Origin of the sequence: Phaeobacter sp. JH204B (assembly GCF_048055755.1) — a bacterium.
GTDB classification, from domain to species: Bacteria; Pseudomonadota; Alphaproteobacteria; order Rhodobacterales; family Rhodobacteraceae; genus Phaeobacter; species Phaeobacter bryozoorum.
Genome location: NZ_JAYMXF010000018.1, coordinates 34980 through 55011, shown reverse-complemented (window position 1 = coordinate 55011; position 20032 = coordinate 34980). Strand labels below are relative to the sequence as shown.

At 62.6% G+C, this 20032-nt stretch carries 22 protein-coding genes; 17 read left to right on the top strand and 5 right to left on the bottom strand.

The genetic code is table 11. The annotated features are described in order from the left end of the window. Positions 1-153: 153 nt before the first annotated feature. The 15 genes from VXL81_RS10070 (at position 154) to VXL81_RS10000 (ending at position 15324) form a co-directional block, all read left to right on the top strand. On the top strand, positions 154-1674 hold the full coding sequence (locus VXL81_RS10070; RefSeq protein ID WP_416535911.1) for a replicative DNA helicase: 1521 nt from the start codon (positions 154-156) through the stop codon (positions 1672-1674). A gap of 338 nt (positions 1675-2012) precedes the next feature. Further along, on the top strand, positions 2013-3050 hold the full coding sequence (gene alr / locus VXL81_RS10065) for an alanine racemase (protein ID WP_416554078.1): 1038 nt from the start codon (positions 2013-2015) through the stop codon (positions 3048-3050). Continuing rightward, entirely contained in the window at positions 3047-3847 is an 801-nt protein-coding gene (locus VXL81_RS10060; protein WP_340545158.1) for an MlaE family ABC transporter permease, read from the top strand. Before alr ends, VXL81_RS10060 begins: the two co-directional genes overlap by 4 nt. Further along, entirely contained in the window at positions 3844-4590 is a 747-nt protein-coding gene (locus VXL81_RS10055; protein WP_416554076.1) for an ABC transporter ATP-binding protein, read from the top strand. Before VXL81_RS10060 ends, VXL81_RS10055 begins: the two co-directional genes overlap by 4 nt. 130 nt (positions 4591-4720) lie before the next feature. Then, complete coding sequence (locus VXL81_RS10050) at positions 4721-5164, top strand: paraquat-inducible protein A (protein ID WP_416535914.1); 444 nt, start codon at positions 4721-4723, stop codon at positions 5162-5164. Between the two features lie 187 nt (positions 5165-5351). Next, positions 5352-6716, top strand: a complete 1365-nt coding sequence (gene radA / locus VXL81_RS10045) for a DNA repair protein RadA (RefSeq protein WP_340545155.1) — start codon at positions 5352-5354, stop codon at positions 6714-6716. Positions 6717-6756: 40 nt separating this feature from the next. Further along, the gene (locus VXL81_RS10040; RefSeq protein ID WP_340545154.1) at positions 6757-7311 is read left to right on the top strand and encodes a CvpA family protein; all 555 of its coding nucleotides are present in this window, start codon (positions 6757-6759) and stop codon (positions 7309-7311) included. 577 nt (positions 7312-7888) lie between these two features. After that, positions 7889-8599 carry a Hint domain-containing protein gene (locus tag VXL81_RS10035; RefSeq protein WP_416554074.1) on the top strand — a complete coding sequence of 237 codons (711 nt, stop codon included), beginning with the start codon at positions 7889-7891 and terminating at the stop codon, positions 8597-8599. Positions 8600-8889: 290 nt separating this feature from the next. Continuing rightward, a complete protein-coding gene (purF, locus tag VXL81_RS10030; RefSeq protein ID WP_374015315.1) occupies positions 8890-10347 on the top strand; it encodes an amidophosphoribosyltransferase in 1458 nt (485 codons plus the stop codon). Positions 10348-10460: 113 nt separating this feature from the next. Further along, positions 10461-11003 (top strand): DUF2199 domain-containing protein, encoded by a 543-nt coding sequence (locus VXL81_RS10025; protein ID WP_340546295.1) that lies wholly within the window; start codon positions 10461-10463, stop codon positions 11001-11003. A gap of 241 nt (positions 11004-11244) precedes the next feature. Further along, positions 11245-11514, top strand: coding sequence for a hypothetical protein (locus tag VXL81_RS10020; RefSeq protein WP_340545151.1), 270 nt, complete (start codon positions 11245-11247; stop codon positions 11512-11514). Positions 11515-11613: 99 nt separating this feature from the next. After that, on the top strand, positions 11614-12267 hold the full coding sequence (locus tag VXL81_RS10015) for an SDR family NAD(P)-dependent oxidoreductase (RefSeq protein WP_340545150.1): 654 nt from the start codon (positions 11614-11616) through the stop codon (positions 12265-12267). Between the two features lie 270 nt (positions 12268-12537). Then, positions 12538-13320, top strand: a complete 783-nt coding sequence (gene surE, locus VXL81_RS10010) for a 5'/3'-nucleotidase SurE (RefSeq protein WP_416535917.1) — start codon at positions 12538-12540, stop codon at positions 13318-13320. Continuing rightward, positions 13317-13964: a protein-L-isoaspartate(D-aspartate) O-methyltransferase gene (locus tag VXL81_RS10005; protein ID WP_340545148.1), complete on the top strand. Its 648-nt coding sequence runs from the start codon at positions 13317-13319 to the stop codon at positions 13962-13964. Before surE ends, VXL81_RS10005 begins: the two co-directional genes overlap by 4 nt. 139 nt (positions 13965-14103) lie before the next feature. Then, the gene (locus VXL81_RS10000; RefSeq protein WP_416554072.1) at positions 14104-15324 is read left to right on the top strand and encodes a peptidoglycan DD-metalloendopeptidase family protein; all 1221 of its coding nucleotides are present in this window, start codon (positions 14104-14106) and stop codon (positions 15322-15324) included. Positions 15325-15432: 108 nt separating this feature from the next. Here the strand turns inward: VXL81_RS10000 and VXL81_RS09995 are convergent, their stop codons facing one another. The 5 genes from VXL81_RS09995 to tatA all read right to left on the bottom strand — a co-directional run bounded on the left by VXL81_RS09995 (position 15433) and on the right by tatA (position 18646). Then, entirely contained in the window at positions 15433-16275 is an 843-nt protein-coding gene (locus VXL81_RS09995) for an ATP-binding protein (RefSeq protein WP_416540380.1), read from the bottom strand. Between the two features lie 48 nt (positions 16276-16323). After that, positions 16324-16779, bottom strand: coding sequence for a ribose 5-phosphate isomerase B (rpiB, locus tag VXL81_RS09990; protein WP_416535920.1), 456 nt, complete (start codon positions 16777-16779; stop codon positions 16324-16326). 185 nt (positions 16780-16964) lie between these two features. Beyond that, the gene (tatC, locus tag VXL81_RS09985) at positions 16965-17939 is read right to left on the bottom strand and encodes a twin-arginine translocase subunit TatC (RefSeq protein WP_416554070.1); all 975 of its coding nucleotides are present in this window, start codon (positions 17937-17939) and stop codon (positions 16965-16967) included. Further along, entirely contained in the window at positions 17936-18421 is a 486-nt protein-coding gene (tatB, locus tag VXL81_RS09980) for a Sec-independent protein translocase protein TatB (RefSeq protein WP_260087519.1), read from the bottom strand. Before tatB ends, tatC begins: the two co-directional genes overlap by 4 nt. A 6-nt stretch (positions 18422-18427) precedes the next feature. Continuing rightward, a complete protein-coding gene (gene tatA / locus VXL81_RS09975; RefSeq protein ID WP_260080776.1) occupies positions 18428-18646 on the bottom strand; it encodes a twin-arginine translocase TatA/TatE family subunit in 219 nt (72 codons plus the stop codon). Positions 18647-18871: 225 nt separating this feature from the next. Here tatA and VXL81_RS09970 point away from each other — a divergent pair, with 225 nt between their 5' ends. Beyond that, entirely contained in the window at positions 18872-19180 is a 309-nt protein-coding gene (locus VXL81_RS09970; protein ID WP_416535921.1) for an antibiotic biosynthesis monooxygenase family protein, read from the top strand. Between the two features lie 134 nt (positions 19181-19314). Next, complete coding sequence (locus VXL81_RS09965; RefSeq protein WP_416554068.1) at positions 19315-20022, top strand: helix-turn-helix transcriptional regulator; 708 nt, start codon at positions 19315-19317, stop codon at positions 20020-20022. The last annotated feature ends 10 nt before the right edge of the window (positions 20023-20032 follow it).

Sequence of the window (20032 nt, the reverse complement as noted above, 5' to 3'; positions counted from 1 at the left end):
GAATGCGCCCAGCCCAAGCCGGTCTCTGTGGATTTGGCGCACAGGCCAGCCTGCGGATATCCACAGGCTGTTCACAATTCATCCACAGAGTTTTCCAGATAGCCAAACCGCGCGCCACGCCGGTATAACGCGGGGCCAAAGACGAGAGCAGCGATGAACGATATTACGCCTTTTGACCCCAATCTGCCCGCCGCCCCGCAGCCTGATGCCACTGGCGAGGGCAATGCAGACGACGTCAGCATCCTGCCCCATTCCGTCGAGGCCGAACAGCAGCTCCTCGGCGCCATCCTGACCAACAACGACGTCTACGACCGCGTTGCCTCGATCATCACCTCGGCGCATTTCTACGATCCGGTCCATGCCCGCATCTACGAGATCGCCGCTGCGCGGATCTCAAAGAACACGCTGGCCTCCCCGGTCACGCTGAAGGCGTTCATGGAGGATGACGAGGGGCTGAAGGAACTCGGCGGCCCTGCCTATCTGGCAAAACTGGCAGGCGCCTCGATCTCGGCCTTTGCGGTGCGCGACTATGCGCAGATGATCTATGATCTGGCGATCCGCCGCGAGCTGATCGCACTGGGCCGCAGCATCGCCGACAAGGCACGCCGCGTCGATGTCGCCTCAGAACCCAAGGAGCAGATCGTCGAGGCGGAACAGTCGCTTTATAAACTGGCCGAACAGGGGCAGACGGAAAGCGGCTTCAAATCCTTTCTCAAGGCGGTCACCGAAGCGGTCAATGTCACCAATGAAGCCTATCAGCGTGGCGGCGGCATGGCCGGGATCTCCACCGGTCTGGCTGATCTCGACAAACAGCTCGGCGGCCTGCACCCCTCGGACCTCCTGATCCTCGCCGGGCGGCCCTCGATGGGCAAGACCTCGCTGGCGACCAACATCGCCTTCAACGTCGCCAAGGCCTATAAGCGGGGTGTGAAACCCGATGGCACCGAAGGCGCCATTGACGGGGGGGTGGTTGGCTTTTTCTCGCTGGAGATGTCGGCCGAACAGCTGGCCGGCCGTATCCTCGCCGAGGCTTCGGAAATTTCCTCCCACAAGATCCGTCAGGGCGATATGACCGAGGAAGAGTTCCGCCGGTTCGTTCAGGCGGCGAAGGATCTGGAAAGCTGTCCGCTGTTTATCGACGACACCCCGGCGCTTCCAATCTCGCAGCTCGCGGCCCGGGCACGACGCCTGAAGCGGACCCATGGGCTGGATCTGCTGGTCATCGACTACCTCCAGCTCTGTCGCGGCATGGCTGACAACCGGGTCAATGAAATCGCCGAGATCTCCATGGGCATGAAGGCCATCGCCAAGGAGCTGAACATTCCGGTGGTTGCCCTCTCCCAGCTGTCGCGTCAGGTGGAAAGCCGCGAAGACAAACGTCCGCAGCTGTCGGATCTGCGGGAATCAGGCTCGATCGAGCAGGATGCCGACGTGGTCATGTTCGTGTTCCGCGAGGAATACTACAAGGAGCGCGAGAAGCCCGGCGATCACGAGCTGGACAAGATGGAAGAATGGAAACAGGCCATGGAACGGCTGCACGCCAAGGCCGAGGTGATCGTCGGCAAGCAGCGTCACGGCCCCATCGGCACCGTGGAACTGGCGTTTGAGGCGCAGTTCACCCGTTTCGGCAATCTCGCCAAAGCCTGGCAGCAAGACCATGCGCCCGAATATTGAGCGCTGATAATTCGGCAATCGACATCAGGCGGCGCAGATCTATTGCGCTGCCTTGTTGTTATGCCGCGGCCCTGCCCCGCGCGCCCTGCCGACTTGGGCCGCAGCTCGGCGCTTGTCCTCGGTCATGGTCCAGGTCTTGCCTGTCACCTTTCCAGAAATACTCAAATTCCCCGATCGCGGCGCAGATCATCACTTGCCGTGACAGCCCCCGCAGGCCCGGTCTCCCCGCAGGCCGATATGTGTCAGGTCAGCGCCGAAACTCCGCCAAGCACGCCCGCAGCAAAGCTGGAATGCGGTTTCCCCCTTGACCCCTGTGCCCCCCATGTCATGAACAGCACATGACGACTGCTAGACTGACACTCAACCTCGATGCGCTGGTGACCAACTGGCGCAATCTCGATGCGCTGACCAATTGCGAAACCGCCGCCGTGGTCAAGGCCAATGGCTATGGGCTGGACGCAGGCCGCGTTGGCAAGGCGCTGGCCAAGGCGGGCGCGCGCAATTTCTTCGTGGCCATGGCAGAGGAAGGCGTCGCCCTGCGCCGCGCCATCGGGCCCGGCCCCGGCATCTCGGTCTTTGCAGGCCATATGGAAGGCGATGCAAAACTGCTGCGTGATTTCCAGCTGACGCCGATGCTCAATTCGCTGGACCAGATGCTGCGCCATTTCGAAAGCCTGCCGGGGCACCCCTTTGGCGTGCAGCTCGACAGCGGCATGAACCGGCTCGGCATGGAAGCCGCCGAGTGGAGCGCCGTGCGCGACATCGCGCTCAGCCAGGGGCCGGTGCTGCTGATGTCGCATCTGGCCTGCGCCGATGAGCCGGCCCATCCGATGAACGACCAGCAGTTGCAGCGCTTCGTCGAGATGACCGACGGGCTTGATCTGCCCCGCTCCCTCGCCGCGACCGGCGGGCTGCTGCTGGGGCGCAAGTATCACTTCGACCTCTGCCGTCCGGGCATCGGCCTATATGGTGGCCAGCCCTTCGGTGATGCGCTGCCGGTGGTGCAACTCGATCTGCCGGTGATCCAGATCCGCAGCCTGGATCTCGGCGAGACCGTCGGCTATGGCAACAGCTGGACTGCGCAGCGCCCCAGCCGTATTGCCACCGTCGCCGCAGGCTATGCCGACGGGCTGCACCGCGCGCTTGGCAATGGTGGGATCAAGGTCTACGCGGGCGACACGCCCTGCCCCGTGGTCGGCCGGGTGTCGATGGATCTGATCACGGTCGATGTCACCGACCTTGGCGACGAGCCGGGTCATCTGACCATTCTGAATGAACGCCAGACCGTCGATACGCTTGCCGATGCGGCCGGCACCATCGGCTATGAAATTCTCACCTCCCTCGGCAGCCGCTATGCACGGAGCTACACCGGATGAGCACCCTCTCGCGCCTCTCGCCCCTCAGCCTGCTTGCCCGGCTGGGACAGATGGCCCTTGCCGGACTGGGGGCTGTGGGGCGGGTCACGCTCTTTGGTCTTTCGACCTTCAGCCACATGCTGCGCCCGCCCTTCTACCCGCGCGAGCTGCTTAATGCGCTGTTGCAGGTGGGCTGGCTGTCGCTGCCCGTGGTAGGGCTGACCGCGATTTTCACCGGCGCGGCCCTGGCCTTGCAGATCTATGCCGGCGGCGCCCGCTTCAACGCAGAGGCTGTGGTGCCGCAGATCGTGGCGATCGGCATGGTCCGCGAGCTTGGCCCGGTTCTGGTCGGGCTGATGATCGCCGCGCGCGTCACCTCCTCCATCGCAGCCGAAATCGCCACCATGAAGGTGACCGAGCAGATCGACGCGCTGGTGACGCTCTCCACCCATCCGATGAAATACCTGGTGGCGCCGCGGGTGCTGGCCGCGCTGATCACAGTGCCGGTGCTTGTCGGGGTTGGTGACATCATCGGCATTATGGGCGGCTATGTGGTGGCGACCCAGAATCTGGGCTTCAACCCGGCTGCCTATCTGAAGAACACCGTAGATTTCCTCGAAGCCCGCGACATCGTCTCGAGCCTGGTCAAAGGCGCCGCCTTTGGCACCATCGCCGCCACGATGGGCTGCTACTACGGCATGCAGTCGGGCCGCGGCGCGCAGGGCGTCGGCCGCGCCACCAAAGGCTCGGTTGAGGCCGCAGCCGTGCTGATCCTGGCCGCCAATTTTGTCCTTACAGGGATTTTCTTCTCGCTATGATCCAGATGAAAGACGTCCATAAGGCCTTTGGCGACAACCGCGTGCTGAACGGCATGAATCTCGAGATCGCCAAAGGCACCTCGATGGTGATCATCGGCGGCTCCGGTACCGGCAAATCGGTGGCGCTGAAAAGCATCCTTGGCCTGATCCAGCCCGACAGCGGTGAGATCCTTGTCGATGGCAAACCCGCCGGATCCGGCGACCGCGACATGTTTCTGGCCCGCTTCGGGATGCTGTTCCAGGGCGGCGCGCTGTTTGACAGCCTGCCGGTCTGGCAAAACGTGGCCTTCCGCCTCCTGCGCGGCGCGCTGAAGCGGCCCACCGAAGAGGCGCGCGAAATCGCCATCGAGAAGCTGCGCCGGGTGGGCCTGAAGGCTGATGTGGCGGACCGGCTGCCTGCAGAACTGTCGGGCGGCATGCAGAAGCGTGTGGGTCTTGCCCGTGCGATTGCCGCCGAGCCCGAAATCATCTTCTTTGACGAGCCGACCACCGGCCTTGACCCGATCATGTCCGGCGTCATCAACGACCTGATCCGCGAAATCGTGGTCGAGATGGGCGCAACGGCGATGACCATCACCCACGACATGTCCTCGGTCCGCGCCATTGCCGACAATGTGGCGATGCTGCACGCAGGCGTGATCCAATGGACCGGCCCGGTCAGCGAGATGGACCAGTCGGGCGATCCCTATATGGAGCAGTTCATCCATGGGCGTGCCGAGGGGCCGATCGAGGCGGTGCGTTAGGCCTCGCGGCCTTTTTTTTTGCGAGGGTCGCTGTCTCTGGCACCGCGTCTGGCGTTCGCTCGCAGCCTTCCCCCTTTAAATCCGGCACTAAACGCGCAAGTCTTGGCCGACCCACAGAAAACGAGCTGCCATGATCCTCCGCCTCCTCACCCTTTCGCTCTTGATCCTCTACCCCGTCGCCTGGTTTGCGCCGTTGATGCGGGCGGGTCTGCTGCCGATCTTCGGCCTCAGCGAGATCTCGGTGATCACCGGCTTGCAGAGCCTGTGGGGCAGCGATGTCATCCTCGCTCTGACGGTCACGGCTTTTGCGATTTTCGCCCCCTATCTCAAAACCATCGGGCTGGCGCTGGTGCAATGGGGCCTGCTGGATATACGGCTACAGCCCGTCCTCCATATTCTGGGCAAGCTGGCGATGGCCGATGTCTTTCTGATCGCGCTCTATATCACCCTGGCCAAGGGGATCGGCTACGCGACGATCGAAACCGCCTGGGGGCTTTATCTGTTTACAGGCTGTATCCTGGCCTCGGTGGTGCTGGGGCTGATAACCGAGCGGCGGGTCAGAACTGCCGAGTAAGAACCGGGTCCGCGGGGGCTCTGCCCCCGGCCTTGCGGCCTCCCCCGGGGTATTTCCGGCCAGAAGAAATCCGCTACTTCCCATCTTCTGGCGTCAAATATCCCGGAGCGCGAGGCAGCGCCTCGCAGGATCGGTTTCAGCGACCGCAACACTTGAACAAACCGGAAACATCTGCCAGATCTACCGGATGGCAAAAACAACATATTCCTGCTCTGCCTGCGGAGCATCTTTTTCAAAGTGGTCCGGGCGCTGCGATGGCTGTGGCGAGTGGAATTCCATCACCGAAGACAAGGGCCTGTCCAAAGGCGGCCCGGCGTCGAAATCTCTGGGCATGCGCCGGGGCAAGACCATTCCGCTCAGCGATCTTGCAACCGAGGAGACACCGCCGCCACGCACCTGCTGCGGGGTTGCGGAACTGGACCGGGTGCTGGGCGGCGGGCTGGTGCCTGCCTCGGCCATTCTGGTGGGCGGCGATCCCGGGATCGGGAAATCGACGCTGCTGCTACAGGCGGCGGCGCAGTTTGCCCATTCAGGCCTCAAGACGATCTATGTCAGCGGCGAAGAGGCCAGTGCGCAGGTACGCATGCGGGCGCAGCGGCTGGGATTGGCTGAAGCGCCGGTCAAGCTGGCGGCGGAGACAAATCTGCGCGATATCCTGACCACGCTGGAGGCGGAGCGGCCACAGCTGGCGATCATCGACTCCATCCAGACCATGTGGGCCGATCATGTGGACAGCGCGCCGGGATCCGTAAGCCAGGTCCGTGCCGCGGCGCATGAGCTGACCACCTTTGCCAAGACCAATGGGATCTCCATCATCATGGTGGGCCATGTCACCAAGGAAGGCCAGATTGCCGGTCCGCGGGTGGTCGAGCATATGGTGGATACCGTGCTGTATTTCGAAGGCGAGCGCGGGCATCAGTTCCGCATTCTGCGCGCGGTCAAGAACCGCTTTGGTCCGGCGGATGAGATCGGCGTCTTCGAGATGACCGGTGGCGGGCTGAGCGAAGTCCGCAACCCCTCGGCGCTGTTTCTGTCGGAACGCGGCACACCCTCGCCCGGTTCTGTGGTGTTTTCTGGCATTGAAGGTACCCGCCCGGTTCTGGTCGAGATGCAGGCGCTGGTCGCGCCCTCGCCGCATTCGCAGCCACGCCGGGCCGTGGTGGGCTGGGACTCTTCGCGCCTGGCGATGATCCTTGCCGTGCTGGAAGCGCGCTGCGGCATCCCCTTTGCCGGGCTCGACGTCTATCTGAATGTGGCCGGCGGCATGAAGATATCGGAACCTGCGGCGGATCTGGCGGTGGCGGCGGCGCTGCTCAGCGCCCGCGAAGACACCGCATTGCCCTCTGATACGGTGGTATTCGGAGAAATATCGCTCTCAGGAGCCCTGCGACCGGCCCCGCAGACCGAAAACCGGTTGAAAGAAGCGCAAAAACTTGGTTTCACCGCAGCGATAGCTCCAAGTGGTGGCAAATCCGTCGCGGTCCCCGGACTTGCGGTGCGGCAGGCCTCTGATCTCGCCGGTTTTGTTGGCGAATACTTTGGGGCTGGCTAAAGTCGCAAGAATTCTAATCGCAGGTTAACGGGCGAGGGACATGGAAGGTTTCACCATTATCGACGGGGTCGTGGCCCTGGTCATTGTTGTATCAGCGTTGCTGGCCTATTCGCGCGGTTTCGTGCGTGAGGCGATGGCCATCGCTGGTTGGATCGCCGCAGCCATCTTGGCCTTTCTGTTTGCGCCACAGGTTGAGCCGTTGATGGCCGAGATCCCGGTCATCGGGGAGTTCATTGCGGACAGCTGCGAATTGTCGATCATCGCGGCGTTTGCCGCGGTCTTTGCGCTGGCGCTGATTGTGGTGTCGTTCTTCACGCCGCTGTTCTCATCATTGGTCCAGCGCTCGGCGCTTGGCGGGCTGGATCAGGGGATCGGCTTCTTCTTCGGGGTGCTGCGCGGCATCCTGTTGGTGGCGATTGCCTTCTTCCTCTATAATGTGGTGATGACCGGCCAAAGCTTTACCATCGTGGACGAGAGCCGCTCTGCGGTGGTGTTTGAGCGGATGATCGGCAAGATCGAAGACCGCAACCCTGAGCAGGCGCTTGGCTGGGTGACCACACAATATGAAAGCCTGATCGGCTCCTGCGACAAGTGAGGCGGACGCCGATCCGCCACCAGTGGGCGGCTGCGCGGATCACGGATGCGGGCGAGAAACGGGATTACAACCGGACTGAAACGGGGCGCCTTCGGGCGCCCTTTTTTAATACATCGGGTCACGCCTGCGACCGGAGGCGCGTTGTGGCCCCAATGGGAAGCGCCGCCCCGGTTGGCGATGACAGCCTCCGGTTAGGGCTGCGCAGTGCGGGCTTTGGCGCGATGGTGACTTATCCAATTCCGACATTCCAGCCCCGACTGGCGTTTACCTTTCCTAACATCAAGAACGCCTATTAACGCTTTATTAACCAATTAGAATCGCGATTTTTTAGCACTTGATCGCCTCCTTGCTCCATGTGCTGAGCGCGGGGGCAAACCGATAAAAGTTAACAAATCCTGTGATCGGAGGTGTTTTTCGGCAACAATTTGGGGAATGAGGCGGCTTTGGAGACCAAAAACCCCGCTGTTGTCCCAATCGGCCCGATCCTTGCCCCAATTCCGTCCAAATTCGGAGCGCACATTGGTGTCAACAAGACGCCGGACAGAACGTCAGGCCTATCGCTCAGAAGGACAACACCATGCTGCTGGATCACTCGACATCATTTGCGGACTGTCAGCCGGTTGGTCTTCTGATGGATTTCCCGACAGCTGCGCGCCCTGCCGCATCCAACCGCAGCCGCCTGCGTCCGCGCACCGGCGGTCTGCTGCCGCATATGATGGTCGAGACCGAGCGTGGGTTTGTACAGGCCCGTCACGTCAAGCCCGGCGACAAGGTCTACACCCTGGATGGCGGTGCGCAGGAGGTGACCGGTGTCAAACACGCGGTGCCGCGCCTCACTTCTCTGGTGCATGTCCCCGCCGGCGCTTTGGGCAATGATGACGATCTGATGCTGCCCGCCGATCAGCAGGTTGGTCTGGAACTGGCTGCCGTCGAGAGGCTGTTTGATGTGCCCACCGCGATCACCAAGGTGGTGTCGCTGATTGGCTACAACGGCATCTCTGCCGCCATGCCGGAGAAGATGGCCCGCATCTATCTGTCCTTTGCCGAGGAAGAAATGATCTGGGCTGCCTGCGGGATGCTGGTACATGTTGCACATGAGAACACCGCCAACAGCGCCGATGATGGTGCCTTCCGGGCGCTGTCGCTGGCCGAAACCCGTCAGATCCTCGCCAGCGAGGACGGGCGTGCTCTTTCTGACGCGGGCAAGGACGAGACCGACAGCTGCGAAGATGACCGTGACGATGTGCTCTCGGCCTTTGACATGCTGCGCGGGCTGCTGGCCGCCTGAGGCTGACGCGGGCGCGAACCGGACACGGATCTGGACGTTGCCGGTCACGGGATCTGCGTATCCCACGCTGTTCGCCAAATAAATATGCTCCGGCCCCCCCCTCCTGCGGCCTGCGATATTTCGCAGGTTTTTTTGTTTTTGGCGGCTGTCCGACGGCGGTCAGGGCTGCGGTTTTTTTACCCAACTGTCGTGAAACCGTGATCCTTGGGTGACATGCGCGGACGGACCCTCTATGTGGGGGACATCCTGACAACCGGATTCGGAGCTACACCGCCTTGCCGATGCCGCAGATGCCCCCCGCCCACCCGTTTGACGATGACAAGCTGCGCGAAGAATGCGGCATCTTTGGCGTCGTCGGCGTCCAGGACGCTTCCAACTTTGTCGCGCTCGGCCTGCATGCCCTGCAACACCGGGGACAGGAGGCCGGCGGCATCGTCACCCATGATCCTGTCGAAGGGTTCCAGAGCGCCCGTCGTTTCGGCTATGTCCGCGACAACTTCACCTCGCAGGATGTGATGTCCACCCTGCCCGGCCCCATCGGGATTGGCCATGTGCGCTATTCCACCGCCGGGTCCAAGGGTCAGACTGCGATCCGGGACGTGCAGCCTTTCTTTGGCGAATTCGCTATGGGCGGTGCAGCGATTGCCCACAACGGCAATATCACCAACGCCAATGCCCTGCGCCGCGAACTGATCGAGCGCGGCTCGATCTTCCAGAGCTCGTCGGACAGTGAGTGCATCATTCATCTGATGGCCCGCTCGTTGCAGCGCAATATCCCGGAGCGGATGGAAGATGCGCTGCGCCGGGTCGAAGGCGCCTTCTCGGTTGTCGCCATGACCCGGACCAAGCTGATTGGTGTCCGCGACCCGCTGGGCGTCCGCCCGCTGGTGCTGGGTCGGGTCGGCGAAGGCTATGCACTGAGTTCAGAAACCTGTGCGCTGGACATCATCGGCGCCGAGTTCCTGCGCGAGATTGAGCCGGGCGAAATGGTGGTGATCACCGACAAAGGTGTCGAGAGCCATTTCCCGTTCCGCCGCCAGTCGTCCAAGTTCTGCATCTTTGAACATGTCTATTTCTCCCGCCCTGATTCGATCCTTGGCGGGCGGTCCGTCTATGAGACCCGCGAAGCCATCGGTCGCGAGCTGGCAAAGGAAAACCCGGTCGAGGCGGATCTGGTCTGCCCGGTGCCGGACAGCGGCACGCCCGCAGCGATCGGCTATTCGCTGCAATCGGGCATTCCCTATGCGATGGGGATCATCCGCAACCAGTATATGGGCCGGACCTTCATTGAGCCGACCGAGCAGATCCGCAACATGGGCGTGCGCCTGAAGCTGAACGTGAACCGCGCCCTGATCGAGGGCAAGCGGGTGATCCTGGTGGATGATTCCGTGGTGCGTGGGACAACATCGCGCAAAATCAAGGAGATGATCCTGGATGCCGGGGCCAGCGAGGTGCATTTCCGCATTGCCTCGCCGCCGACCGCTTGGCCCTGTTTCTATGGTGTGGACACACCCGAACGTGACAAGCTGCTGGCCGCAACCATGTCCGAGGATCAGATGGCCAAACATCTGGCCGTGGACAGCCTGAAGTTCATCTCGCTGGACGGGCTTTACCGGGCCGTCGGGCAGGATCAGGGCCGTAACAGCAAATGCCCGCAGTATTGTGACGCCTGTTTCTCGGGCGAATACCCTGTTGTTCCGACCGATATGGTCGAACGGGGGTTTGAAATGAAGTCGCCGGCAGAGTAAGAGCGCAGCCGATATCAGTTCGACTCATGAGGCGCTGATCACCGGATCGGCGCCTCTTTCCTTTTTGCCCCTGCCCCCGAAAGGCCGCCCCCTTGGATCCACATCTCGCCCGCATGCTTGGCTCGCAGCGCCAGTGTCGCTGTTGCGGAGCGACGTTTGCCCAGCTGTTGAGCCTCAGCTGCGACCGGCCCGACGTCTGCCCGGAGGATATGTTTGTGCATGACAACACGGCGATCTCGGCGCAGGCGGGGGATGTGCTGACCGAAGATTTCTGCCGCCTGGGGCATCTGCGCTTTGTGCGGGCGGTGCTGGCTGTACCGCTGGCGGACACCCGTGGAGAAGAGTTCATTCTGGGCACATGGGCGCGGCTTAGCCAAGAGGATTTCGATGCCTATCTCGACCGCTTCGAGATGCAGGACACCGAAGATATGGACAGCAAGCGGGCCTGGCTGGCCAATGCCATTCCGCCCGATGACAGCGAGTCCGTTGAAGCGATGCTGCATATGCGGCCCGAAGGGCAATACCCTGAGCTACAGATCTCCGAGCCGGATCACCCGCTTTACAATCTGCAGATGGTCGGCGCGCAGATGGAAGAGTTGCTGGGGCTGCTTTATGCCTATGGCCACGATCTGCCCTCGCTCATCTATGATGCCTGAGGAGGCTGATCTGCGCGCCGCCTAGGCGCTGCACTGTCGCTATTGCAAGATGCGACACCTGAGACTTCAAGCCCCCTGCGCGCAATTGCGCAGGGTCACTTGGCGGAATGGGCGGGCGTTTGCGCAGGGCGCCGGGGCGCACCGGCATGGGCTTGCCCACGCTCTCGGCGCCCCCTGTTCCCGGCAGTGCACAGCTGATAGCCGAAGGGCGATACCGCACAAGAAAGAAATCCTGTCCAGAATGGCAAATCGTGAGAACGGCAAGACGCCGGCCAATGTCGCCGGTCATGCCACCCAGAAAGACGCATTGCACCGCAACCGCCTCAGCCTTCTGGGGTTGTTCGGCGCCAACGACAACCTGAGCGCCATGGTGCGGATGCCGAACGGCCGCATGCAGATCGTGACCCGCGGCAGCCGCCTGTCCGGTGGCGAAGTTGTTGCCATTGATGCCGACGGCCTGATCCTTCAGAAAAACGGCAAGGCATCACGTCTGGCGATGCCGGGCGGGTGACCCGCAACCGGCGCGCGGACGGGCATCACGCCCAGGCTTGAGACCGCTGCGCCGCTTTGGCCCCTTGACCCGCGCCGCGCTGCGCCGCACAAGGCGCCCATGACACAGAAACTCGCTCTCATCACCGGGGCCTCACGGGGCCTGGGCGCCGCCCTCGCAGAGGCATTGGCGCCGACGCATCACATCGTCGCCGTGGCCCGCACCACAGGCGCATTGGAAGAGCTGGACGATCGTATCAAGGCCAACGGTGGCTCGGCGACTCTGGCCCCTATGGATATCACCGTTCCGGAGGCCATGGCCACGCTCTGCCGGGGCATCCATGATCGCTGGGGGCAGCTGGACCTCTGGCTGCACACCGCCATTCACGCCGCGCCGCTGAGCCCGGCGCAATTCGTGGCGGCCAAGGACTGGCAGAAATCCATCGCGATCAATGCGACGGCACCCTCCGTTCTGATCCCCTATGTGGCGCCGCTTCTGGGGCAGACCGGTCAGGCCGTGTTCTTTGACGATCCCCGCGCGGGCGAGAAATTCTTTGGAGCCTATGGCGCCAGCAAGGCCGCGCAGATGTCGCTGGCCAACAGCTGGCAGGTCGAAAGCGCCAAGACCGGCCCCAAGGTGCAGGTGCTGACGCCAAATCCGATGGCGACAGCGGTGCGCGCACGGTTCTTTCCGGGTGAAGATCGCGATGCGCTGAGCACGCCGCAGGCCGAGGCCGCACGGCTGCTCCCCGAGATTCTGGCCGCCGCCGACTGATCTGAGGGTCAGAGACACCCGCGAACTGCGCGAACACGCGGCTTTCCGCCGACAGGTGCCTGCAACGGGCGCCGGTCGCTCTGGTTTTCAAGCGGGCCAGAAAATCTGTGACCTCTGTGCCGCAGGGGCTGGCGCCGGGCGCTCTGGTCGGGATCACGACGGGGAAAGGCTTGCCCCCTTTTGCCCCACATCTTATTCAGGTCTGGAGTGCAGATCGGCGTAATCACGCCCGACACATAGGCTGCCAGAGCCAGACGAGAGGCCCCGTCCATGCGAATTCTGATCACCAATGACGATGGCATCAGCGCCCCCGGCCTTGCGGTTCTGGAGCAGATCGCCCGCGAGGTTGCAGGTCCCGGCGGAGAGGTCTGGACAGTGGCACCGGCGTTTGAGCAATCCGGCGTTGGTCATTGCATCAGCTACACCCGCCCCTTCATGCTGAGCCAGCTGGGCGAACATCGCTTTGCCGCAGAAGGATCGCCTGCGGACTGTGTGTTGGCCGGGCTGCATGTGGTGATGAAAGACCAGCAACCGGATCTGGTGTTGTCAGGGGTAAACCGGGGCAACAATTCGGCAGAGAACGCGCTCTACTCCGGCACCCTCGGCGGGGCGATGGAGGCGGCATTGCAGGGCATTCCGGCCATGGGCCTGTCGCAGTATTTCGGGCCTCAGAACGCGCAGCTTGAAAACCCGTTTGAGGCAGCCGCCCAACATGGTGCCGATCTGATCCGTTCCATCTTGGAAGCGCAGCCCAAGGAAGACGCCGATTACCGCTTGTTTTACAACATTAATTTCCCACCTGTTCCTGCCGCTGATGTGAAGGGACGGCGGATTTCACCGCAGGGTTTCCGGCGCGGCAGCCATTTCTCGGCCGAGGAGCAGACCTCCCCCAACGGGCGGCGCTATCTGTGGATCCGTGGTGGCAACCAGCATGTTGCCACCGCCGAGGGCAGTGACGCAGCGCAGAACCTGGCAGGCTATATCTCCGTGACGCCGATGCGGGCGGATCTGACCGCGACAGATGCGCTGGAGCGCCTGAAGGGCATTGAATGAGCGACCCGACAGCTGAAACCAAGATGCAGTTCCTGTTTGCCCTGCGCTCGCGCGGGGTGACGGATGCGCAGGTCCTCGATGCAATGGAACAGATCGACCGCGGCCCCTTTGTGCGGGGGCTGTTTTCGGCGCGCGCCTACGAGGATATGCCGTTGCCGATCGCCTGCGGGCAGACCATTTCGCAGCCCTCTGTTGTCGGTCTGATGACCCAGGCCTTGCAGATCTCGCCCCGCGATACGGTGCTGGAGGTTGGCACCGGCTCTGGCTATCAGGCCGCGATCCTGAGCAAGCTGGCGCGGCGGGTCTATACCGTGGATCGTCATGCGCGGCTGGTGCGGGAGGCGCGGCAGATCTTCGACCAACTGCACCTGTCCAATATTACCTCACTGGTCGGCGATGGCAGCCACGGCCTGCCCGAACAGGCGCCTTTTGATCGAATCATCGTGACCGCTGCCGCCGAAGACCCGCCCGGCCCACTCTTGGCGCAGCTGAAGACCGGCGGTATTATGGTGGTGCCCGTGGGGCAGTCCGACACTGTACAGACGCTGATCCGTGTTCAAAAAACCGACAGCGGCCTCGAATACGACGAATTGCGCCCGGTGCGTTTTGTTCCCCTGCTTGAGGGGATCGGCAAAGACACGTAAGGGAGGGGCAAGAGACCCGCCCACCCCAACCGCTCCGGACATCCTCGAGCGGGATCGCGTGGCTGGCCGACAGACTATTGGCAAGCCCCAGGTATAATGGGGGCCCGCAAGACGGGAACGGCGTTCCGAGGAGAGCGAAATGACAGTGACTGTACCCACCCACCGCAATCGTGTGACAGGACGCAAGGCGCTGATGGCACTGCCGCTGGTGGCCGTGCTGGCGGCCTGCGAGGCACCGCTGGATTACGACCTGCGCGGCCAGATCGGTGCGTTCAACACGACAAAGGCGGCGCAGACCGCAACCGCCAGCCGCCCGAAACCCGATGCCAAGGGGCTGATCACCTATCCATCCTATCAGGTGGCCGTTGCCCGTCGCGGCGATACGCTGAACGATGTGGCAGGCCGCATTGGTCTGCCCGCCAGCGAGCTGGCCCGGTTCAACGGGATGAAGCCCGACGATCCGCTGCGGCAGGGGGAGATCATTGCCCTGCCCCGCCGCGCACCCGGTACGGCGACCAGCGGCGGCGTCGATATCGCCTCGCTGGCGGGGGATGCGATCGACAGCGCCCCATCGACCACACCCTCGGCGGCAAGCACCGTCAGCACAACGCCGCTGGCACCGCAGCCGACCGCAAGCAAGCCGCAGGTCCAAAGCGGCCCAGAGCCGGTGCGCCATAAGGTGAAGCGCGGCGAAACCGCTTATACCGTCTCGCGGCTTTATCAGGTGCCGGTGAAATCCCTTGCGGAATGGAACGGCCTCGGCAGCGATTTTGCCATCCGTGAGGGCCAGTTCCTGCTGATCCCGCTGAAGGACCGCCCAGCCCCGCGCAAGGAAGCATCCGCAGTGGTGGTTCCGGCCGCCGCCACCGTCACCGCGCCGGGTGAAGGCACCAATACGCCCCTGCCGCCAAGCGCCACCAAGCCACTGCCGCAGGAAACCGTCGCGCCCGCGGCCCAGGCGCCGAAAGCGCTGCCTAAGGTAGAGGTCCCGACCCCGACCCGCAGCTCCAGCGCCGCGATGGGCTTCCCGGTCAAGGGCAAGATCATCCGCACCTATTCCAAGGGCAAGAACGACGGCATTGATATCGCCGGTGCAGCGGGCGCCCCGGTGCAGGCCGCCGATGGCGGTACGGTGGCGGCGATCACCAAGGATTCCAACAATATTCCGATCATTGTGATCCGCCACGACGCCAAGCTGCTGACGGTCTATGCCAATGTCGACAAGATCGAGGTGAACAAGGGCGACACCGTCTCGCGCGGTCAGATCATCGCCGCATTGCGGGACGGACCCGCTGCCTATGTGCATTTCGAGGTGCGCAACGGCTTTGAAAGCGTCGATCCGCTGCCCTATCTGCAATAAACGTCGCAAGCGGCAACAGGCAATAAAGAGACGGCGCTCCGGGTCATCCCGAGCGCCGTCTTTTGGTTGATCACAGCTGTTCAATCATGGCTGCTGCCGTCTTTGCGGTCAGCTGACCTTCACCCCATGGCGGCCGGCCAGATCGGTAAAGAACTGCCAGGCCACCCGGCCCGAGCGGGCGCCGCGCGTGGCCTGCCATTCGATCGCCTCGGCGCGCAGAACCGGCTCCGGCACCACAACGCCATAGGCCGCGCAATAGCCTGAAATCATGGCGAGATATTCATCCTGATCGCAGGGGTGGAAACCCAGCCACAGCCCGAACCGATCCGAGAGAGAGACCTTTTCCTCAACCGCTTCCGACGGGTTGATGGCGCTGGAGCGTTCGTTCTCGATCATATCACGCGGCATCAGGTGACGGCGATTGGAGGTGGCATAGAACAGCACATTGTCCGGCCGACCTTCGATGCCGCCATCCAGCACCGCTTTCAGGCTTTTGTAGTGCTGATCGTCATGGCCAAAGGACAGGTCATCGCAGAACAGGATGAACCGCTCGGGCGCTGCCCGCAGATGGTTCAGCAGGCGCGCGACCGATGGCAGATCCTCGCGCTGCAGCTCCACCAGTTTCAGAGCGGGGAATTCCGGCGACAGCTGTCCGTGGATCGCTTTCACAAGGCTAGATTTACCCATCCCCCGCGCGCCCCAGAGCAGTGCATTATTGGCGCCGAACCCGGCGGCAAAGCGGCGGGTATTGTCCAGCAGCGTGTCGCGCGCGCGGTCGATCCCCAGCAGCAGCTCAAGATCGACGCGGTTCACGGTTTCGACAGCCTCCAGCCGGTCCGGGGCCACATGCCAGACAAAGGCAGAGGCAGCACCAAAATCAGGCGCCTTCAGCGGCGCAGGTGCCATCCGTTCCAGCGCATCGGCGATGCGGCTCAGGCTTGTGTCATCCATCGGGGCCTCCGGTCTATTGGCACATAGGGCGTATCGGCGCGCTCGGGCTCAGCTGTCCTGCGGCTCGATCATGTCGACGCGCGTGGCATGTCGGCCGCCCTCGAACTCAGCATTAAGGAAGGCATCGACAATTTCAATCGCCAGGCTGTCGCCTACCACACGCGCTCCGATAGAGAGCATGTTGGCGTTATTGTGCTGGCGGATCATCTTGGCCGAGAAAGTCTCTGAGCAGACGCCGCAGCGGATGCCTTTGACCTTGTTCGCGGCCATCATGATGCCCTGGCCGGTGCCGCAGAGGATAATGCCCAGATCGCAATCACCCGAGGCAACACGCTCTGCCGCCGCCGCGCCATGTTTGGGGTAATGCGTGCTTTCCGGTGTTGTCGGACCGATATCAACCACCTCATATCCGTTTGCGGCAATATGCGTGGCGATGGCCTGGCGCAGGTCGATTGCGGCGTGATCGCTGGAAAGAACAACGCGGGTGGGTTTGGTCTGGTCCATGGGTGTCTCCGTCGGTGGGTTACCGGCGTCAAAGCATGTTCCGGCTGCGCGAGCAAGGGGGCAGCCTATACACCCCTGCCCGATCCGCCCTGGCGCCCCGGCCGCATGAGAAAGGGCGCACCGTCTCCGGCGCGCCCTTCCTCGATATGCTGGTCCTGATCTGGCAGGAGCAGATCCGGTCTGGATTACCGGGTCTTGCCGTCGTCCTCATCGTCGAACTCGGCCATCAGCGGGTCGTCTTCGGGATGCCGGTCCATCTCCTCGTACAGATCGTCGCCGTCATCGTCCTCGTCATCATAGTAGCCTTCTGCGCGCAGCTTGGCCTCGCGGGTCTTTTCCACCTGACGCACCAACAGGATCGACAGCTCGTAAAGGCCATAGACCACCGAGAACAGGATGCCTTGGGTGATCACATCCGGCGGCGTCACCAGCGCAGCCAGCACCAGAATGGCGACAACCGCGTATTTGCGCACGCTGCCAAGACCATCGGCGCTGACCAGCCCGGCCTTGCCCATCAGGGTCAGGAGCACCGGCAGCTGGAAACACAGCCCAAAGGCCATAATGAACTTCAGCGTGATGTCCAGCGACTCGTTGACCTTGCCAAAGAAGGTGATGCGCACACCTTCTGTGGTTTCCGGCACCACGGCGGCATCCGCAGGCAGGCTGTCGACCGCGCCGGACAAGAGGTTGGCAAAGATGGATGACACATCGGCAAAGCCAAGGAAAAACGCCATCGCCAGCGGTGTGACCACGAAATGGGCAAAACTGGCCCCCAAGAGGAACATCACCGGCGAGGCGATGAGGAAGGGCAAAAAGGCGTTCTTCTCTGTCTTGTAAAGCCCCGGTGCCACAAAGCGCCAGAGCTGGAAGCCGATAACCGGGAATGACAGCGCAAAGCCAAACACCATGGAGATGCGGAACAGCGTGAACAGATATTCCTGTGGGCTGGTGTATTGCAGCGTTGGCGACGGGTCGCCGAGGCTGCGCAGGGTTTCCTCGATCGGGCCAAGCAGGAACTGCAGGATCGGCTCTGCCACTGTGAAGGCCAGCACGATCCCCACGATGAACGCGCCAACCGCCCGGATCAGGCGGGTGCGCAATTCGGCCAGATGCTCAATTAGCGGCGCTGTGCTGTCGTCGATATCCTCGGACGCGCTCATGTCTTGGTCTCACTTTCTGACGTCGCCGACGTGTCTGTGGCAGCCAGGGCCGCCTCCGCTTCGGCTGCCTTGGCCTGGGCCTCTGCGGCCTCGCGTGCCTTGCGGTCCGCAGCGGCACGGGCAGTGGCCGCCTGGATCTTCTTGGCATCCTCAGCCCGCTCAGCGGCCAGTTTCCCGGTTTCACTGTCGGGGTCGAACTTGGTCGGGTCGATGGATTTTGCCATATCCTGCGCGGCCTGTTTGACGCCGTCCATTGCGGTATTGACCGGGTTGGCCGCCGCTTTCAGCCCCTTGGCCATCTCATTGACGCCCGCCTCATCGGCAGCGTCATTCATGGCCCGGCTGAATTCGCGCGCCATGCCCTTGGCCTTGCCCACGAACCGTCCGACATTGCGGAACAAAACCGGCAGGTCCTTGGGCCCGACAACAATCAGCGCCACAACGCCGATAACCATGAGTTCGGTCCACCCAAGATCAAACATCGCGGCTTAGACCTTGTCTTTTTCGGTCTCGGGCGTCACGTCGCGCGCGGTCTCGGCGGTGGTCTCTTCTTCCAGTTCCTTGGTGCTGTCGTTCACGCCCTTTTTGAAGGCGGTGATGCCTTTGCCGACCTCACCCATCAGCGAGGAAATCTTGCCGCGGCCAAAGAGGACCAGAACCACGACGGCGATGAGCAGCAGGCCGGGAAGGCCGATATTGTTAAGCATGAGAGCGTCTCCTTCTGCGGCAGATCCGCCGGGAGACGGTCTGCGTTGTTGTTTGACCTGTTTTTAAGCGCCGAGCCCCCGGCGGGAAAAGCGGTGAGACATCGGCAGGGGCGTGGATTCCACGCAAAACTGCATTTTTCCGCGCTGCTGAAAACACAACTGACAGGTTTATGTCAGTTGGACTGCTCTACACCACCCCCATCACAGCATTCAAGGAGAGACGTGATGAGCAAACATGTTGCAGAGATTGTGACCTTCAAACTGGCCGAAGGTGTGAGCGAGGCGGAATTCATCGTGCTGAGCCAGGCCAGCGAATCCTTCGTTCGCGCCCAGCCCGGATTTGTTCACCGACAGCTGAGTTGCGGCGAGGACGGGCGCTGGACCGATTATGTCATCTGGGCAGACATGGAAACCGCCAAGTCGGTCGCGGCTGAGTTCCACAAGCAGGACTTCTGCGCCAGCCTGATGCAGGCGATTGCCGAGGGCACTGCGCAGATGCGTCATGAGGAGGTACAGTGGAGCATGGCCTCCTGAGGGGCGCAAGCCAGGCTCAGGTCAAGTACGGAGGGTGGATGCGCTGCATCCGCCCTCTATCCGGCGGGGGGCGTCAATCACTGCGCGTGGTGTCGGGCCTTGACCTCCTCCCCGCGCCGTTCCAAGGCTAGATCATGCGCCGTACTGATCGCCTCTTTGATATTATCCAGATCCTGCGCGACGGGAAATTGCACCGCGCACAGGATATCGCCGAACGGCTGGAAGTCTCGACCCGGACGATCTACCGCGACATGGATACGCTGGTTGCCAGCGGTGTCCCGGTGGAGGGCGCAAGAGGGGTCGGCTATATGGTGCGCGAAGCGATCACGCTGCCGCCGCTGACGCTGACTGCGGAGGAGCTGGAGGCGCTGAACCTGGGCATGGCGATTGTGGCCGAGGCCGCCGATCCGGATTTGAAGGCCGCCGCAGAGAGGCTGGCCGCCAAGGTGGACGCGGTGCTGCCCGAAGGTACCATCGCCGAGGCGGATGCGTGGAAGTTCGCCGTCTACCCCTTTGCCGATGCTGCGCGGGGCTTTACGCAGATGCCAACCTTGCGGGCCGCGATAAAGGCCCGCCAGAAGCTGTATCTGACCTATCGCCGCATTGATGAGACGCTGACAGAGCGCGTCATCCGACCCTTGCATATGGAGTATTGGGGCCGGGTCTGGACGCTGACCGCCTGGTGCGAAACGCGTGGCGATTTCCGGGTGTTCCGTGTGGACCTGATCGAGGCGGCCAAACCCCTGCCCGAGCTGTTCGTGGATGAGCCCGGCAAACGGTTGATGGACTACCAGCCCTATGCCGACACGTCCGATGCTGCTGCGGGGCCAACGACCGGCTGATGGATGTAGC

What these genes read in the sequence shown, in the direction of transcription:
- VXL81_RS10025 (WP_340546295.1), top strand. Translation starts at nt 10,461, where the DNA reads ATGCTTGGCTCGCAGCGCCAGTGTCGCTGTTGCGGAGCGACGTTTGCC.
- VXL81_RS10060 (WP_340545158.1), top strand. Translation starts at nt 3,047, where the DNA reads ATGAGCACCCTCTCGCGCCTCTCGCCCCTCAGCCTGCTTGCCCGGCTG.
- alr (WP_416554078.1), top strand. Translation starts at nt 2,013, where the DNA reads ATGACGACTGCTAGACTGACACTCAACCTCGATGCGCTGGTGACCAAC.
- tatA (WP_260080776.1), bottom strand. Translation starts at nt 18,646, where the DNA reads ATGCTTAACAATATCGGCCTTCCCGGCCTGCTGCTCATCGCCGTCGTG.
- tatC (WP_416554070.1), bottom strand. Translation starts at nt 17,939, where the DNA reads ATGAGCGCGTCCGAGGATATCGACGACAGCACAGCGCCGCTAATTGAG.
- purF (WP_374015315.1), top strand. Translation starts at nt 8,890, where the DNA reads ATGCCCCCCGCCCACCCGTTTGACGATGACAAGCTGCGCGAAGAATGC.
- surE (WP_416535917.1), top strand. Translation starts at nt 12,538, where the DNA reads ATGCGAATTCTGATCACCAATGACGATGGCATCAGCGCCCCCGGCCTT.
- VXL81_RS10040 (WP_340545154.1), top strand. Translation starts at nt 6,757, where the DNA reads ATGGAAGGTTTCACCATTATCGACGGGGTCGTGGCCCTGGTCATTGTT.
- rpiB (WP_416535920.1), bottom strand. Translation starts at nt 16,779, where the DNA reads ATGGACCAGACCAAACCCACCCGCGTTGTTCTTTCCAGCGATCACGCC.
- VXL81_RS10055 (WP_416554076.1), top strand. Translation starts at nt 3,844, where the DNA reads ATGATCCAGATGAAAGACGTCCATAAGGCCTTTGGCGACAACCGCGTG.
- VXL81_RS09995 (WP_416540380.1), bottom strand. Translation starts at nt 16,275, where the DNA reads ATGGATGACACAAGCCTGAGCCGCATCGCCGATGCGCTGGAACGGATG.
- VXL81_RS10035 (WP_416554074.1), top strand. Translation starts at nt 7,889, where the DNA reads ATGCTGCTGGATCACTCGACATCATTTGCGGACTGTCAGCCGGTTGGT.
- VXL81_RS10070 (WP_416535911.1), top strand. Translation starts at nt 154, where the DNA reads ATGAACGATATTACGCCTTTTGACCCCAATCTGCCCGCCGCCCCGCAG.
- VXL81_RS10005 (WP_340545148.1), top strand. Translation starts at nt 13,317, where the DNA reads ATGAGCGACCCGACAGCTGAAACCAAGATGCAGTTCCTGTTTGCCCTG.
- VXL81_RS10015 (WP_340545150.1), top strand. Translation starts at nt 11,614, where the DNA reads ATGACACAGAAACTCGCTCTCATCACCGGGGCCTCACGGGGCCTGGGC.
- radA (WP_340545155.1), top strand. Translation starts at nt 5,352, where the DNA reads ATGGCAAAAACAACATATTCCTGCTCTGCCTGCGGAGCATCTTTTTCA.
- VXL81_RS09970 (WP_416535921.1), top strand. Translation starts at nt 18,872, where the DNA reads ATGAGCAAACATGTTGCAGAGATTGTGACCTTCAAACTGGCCGAAGGT.
- tatB (WP_260087519.1), bottom strand. Translation starts at nt 18,421, where the DNA reads ATGTTTGATCTTGGGTGGACCGAACTCATGGTTATCGGCGTTGTGGCG.
- VXL81_RS09965 (WP_416554068.1), top strand. Translation starts at nt 19,315, where the DNA reads ATGCGCCGTACTGATCGCCTCTTTGATATTATCCAGATCCTGCGCGAC.
- VXL81_RS10000 (WP_416554072.1), top strand. Translation starts at nt 14,104, where the DNA reads ATGACAGTGACTGTACCCACCCACCGCAATCGTGTGACAGGACGCAAG.
- VXL81_RS10050 (WP_416535914.1), top strand. Translation starts at nt 4,721, where the DNA reads ATGATCCTCCGCCTCCTCACCCTTTCGCTCTTGATCCTCTACCCCGTC.
- VXL81_RS10020 (WP_340545151.1), top strand. Translation starts at nt 11,245, where the DNA reads ATGGCAAATCGTGAGAACGGCAAGACGCCGGCCAATGTCGCCGGTCAT.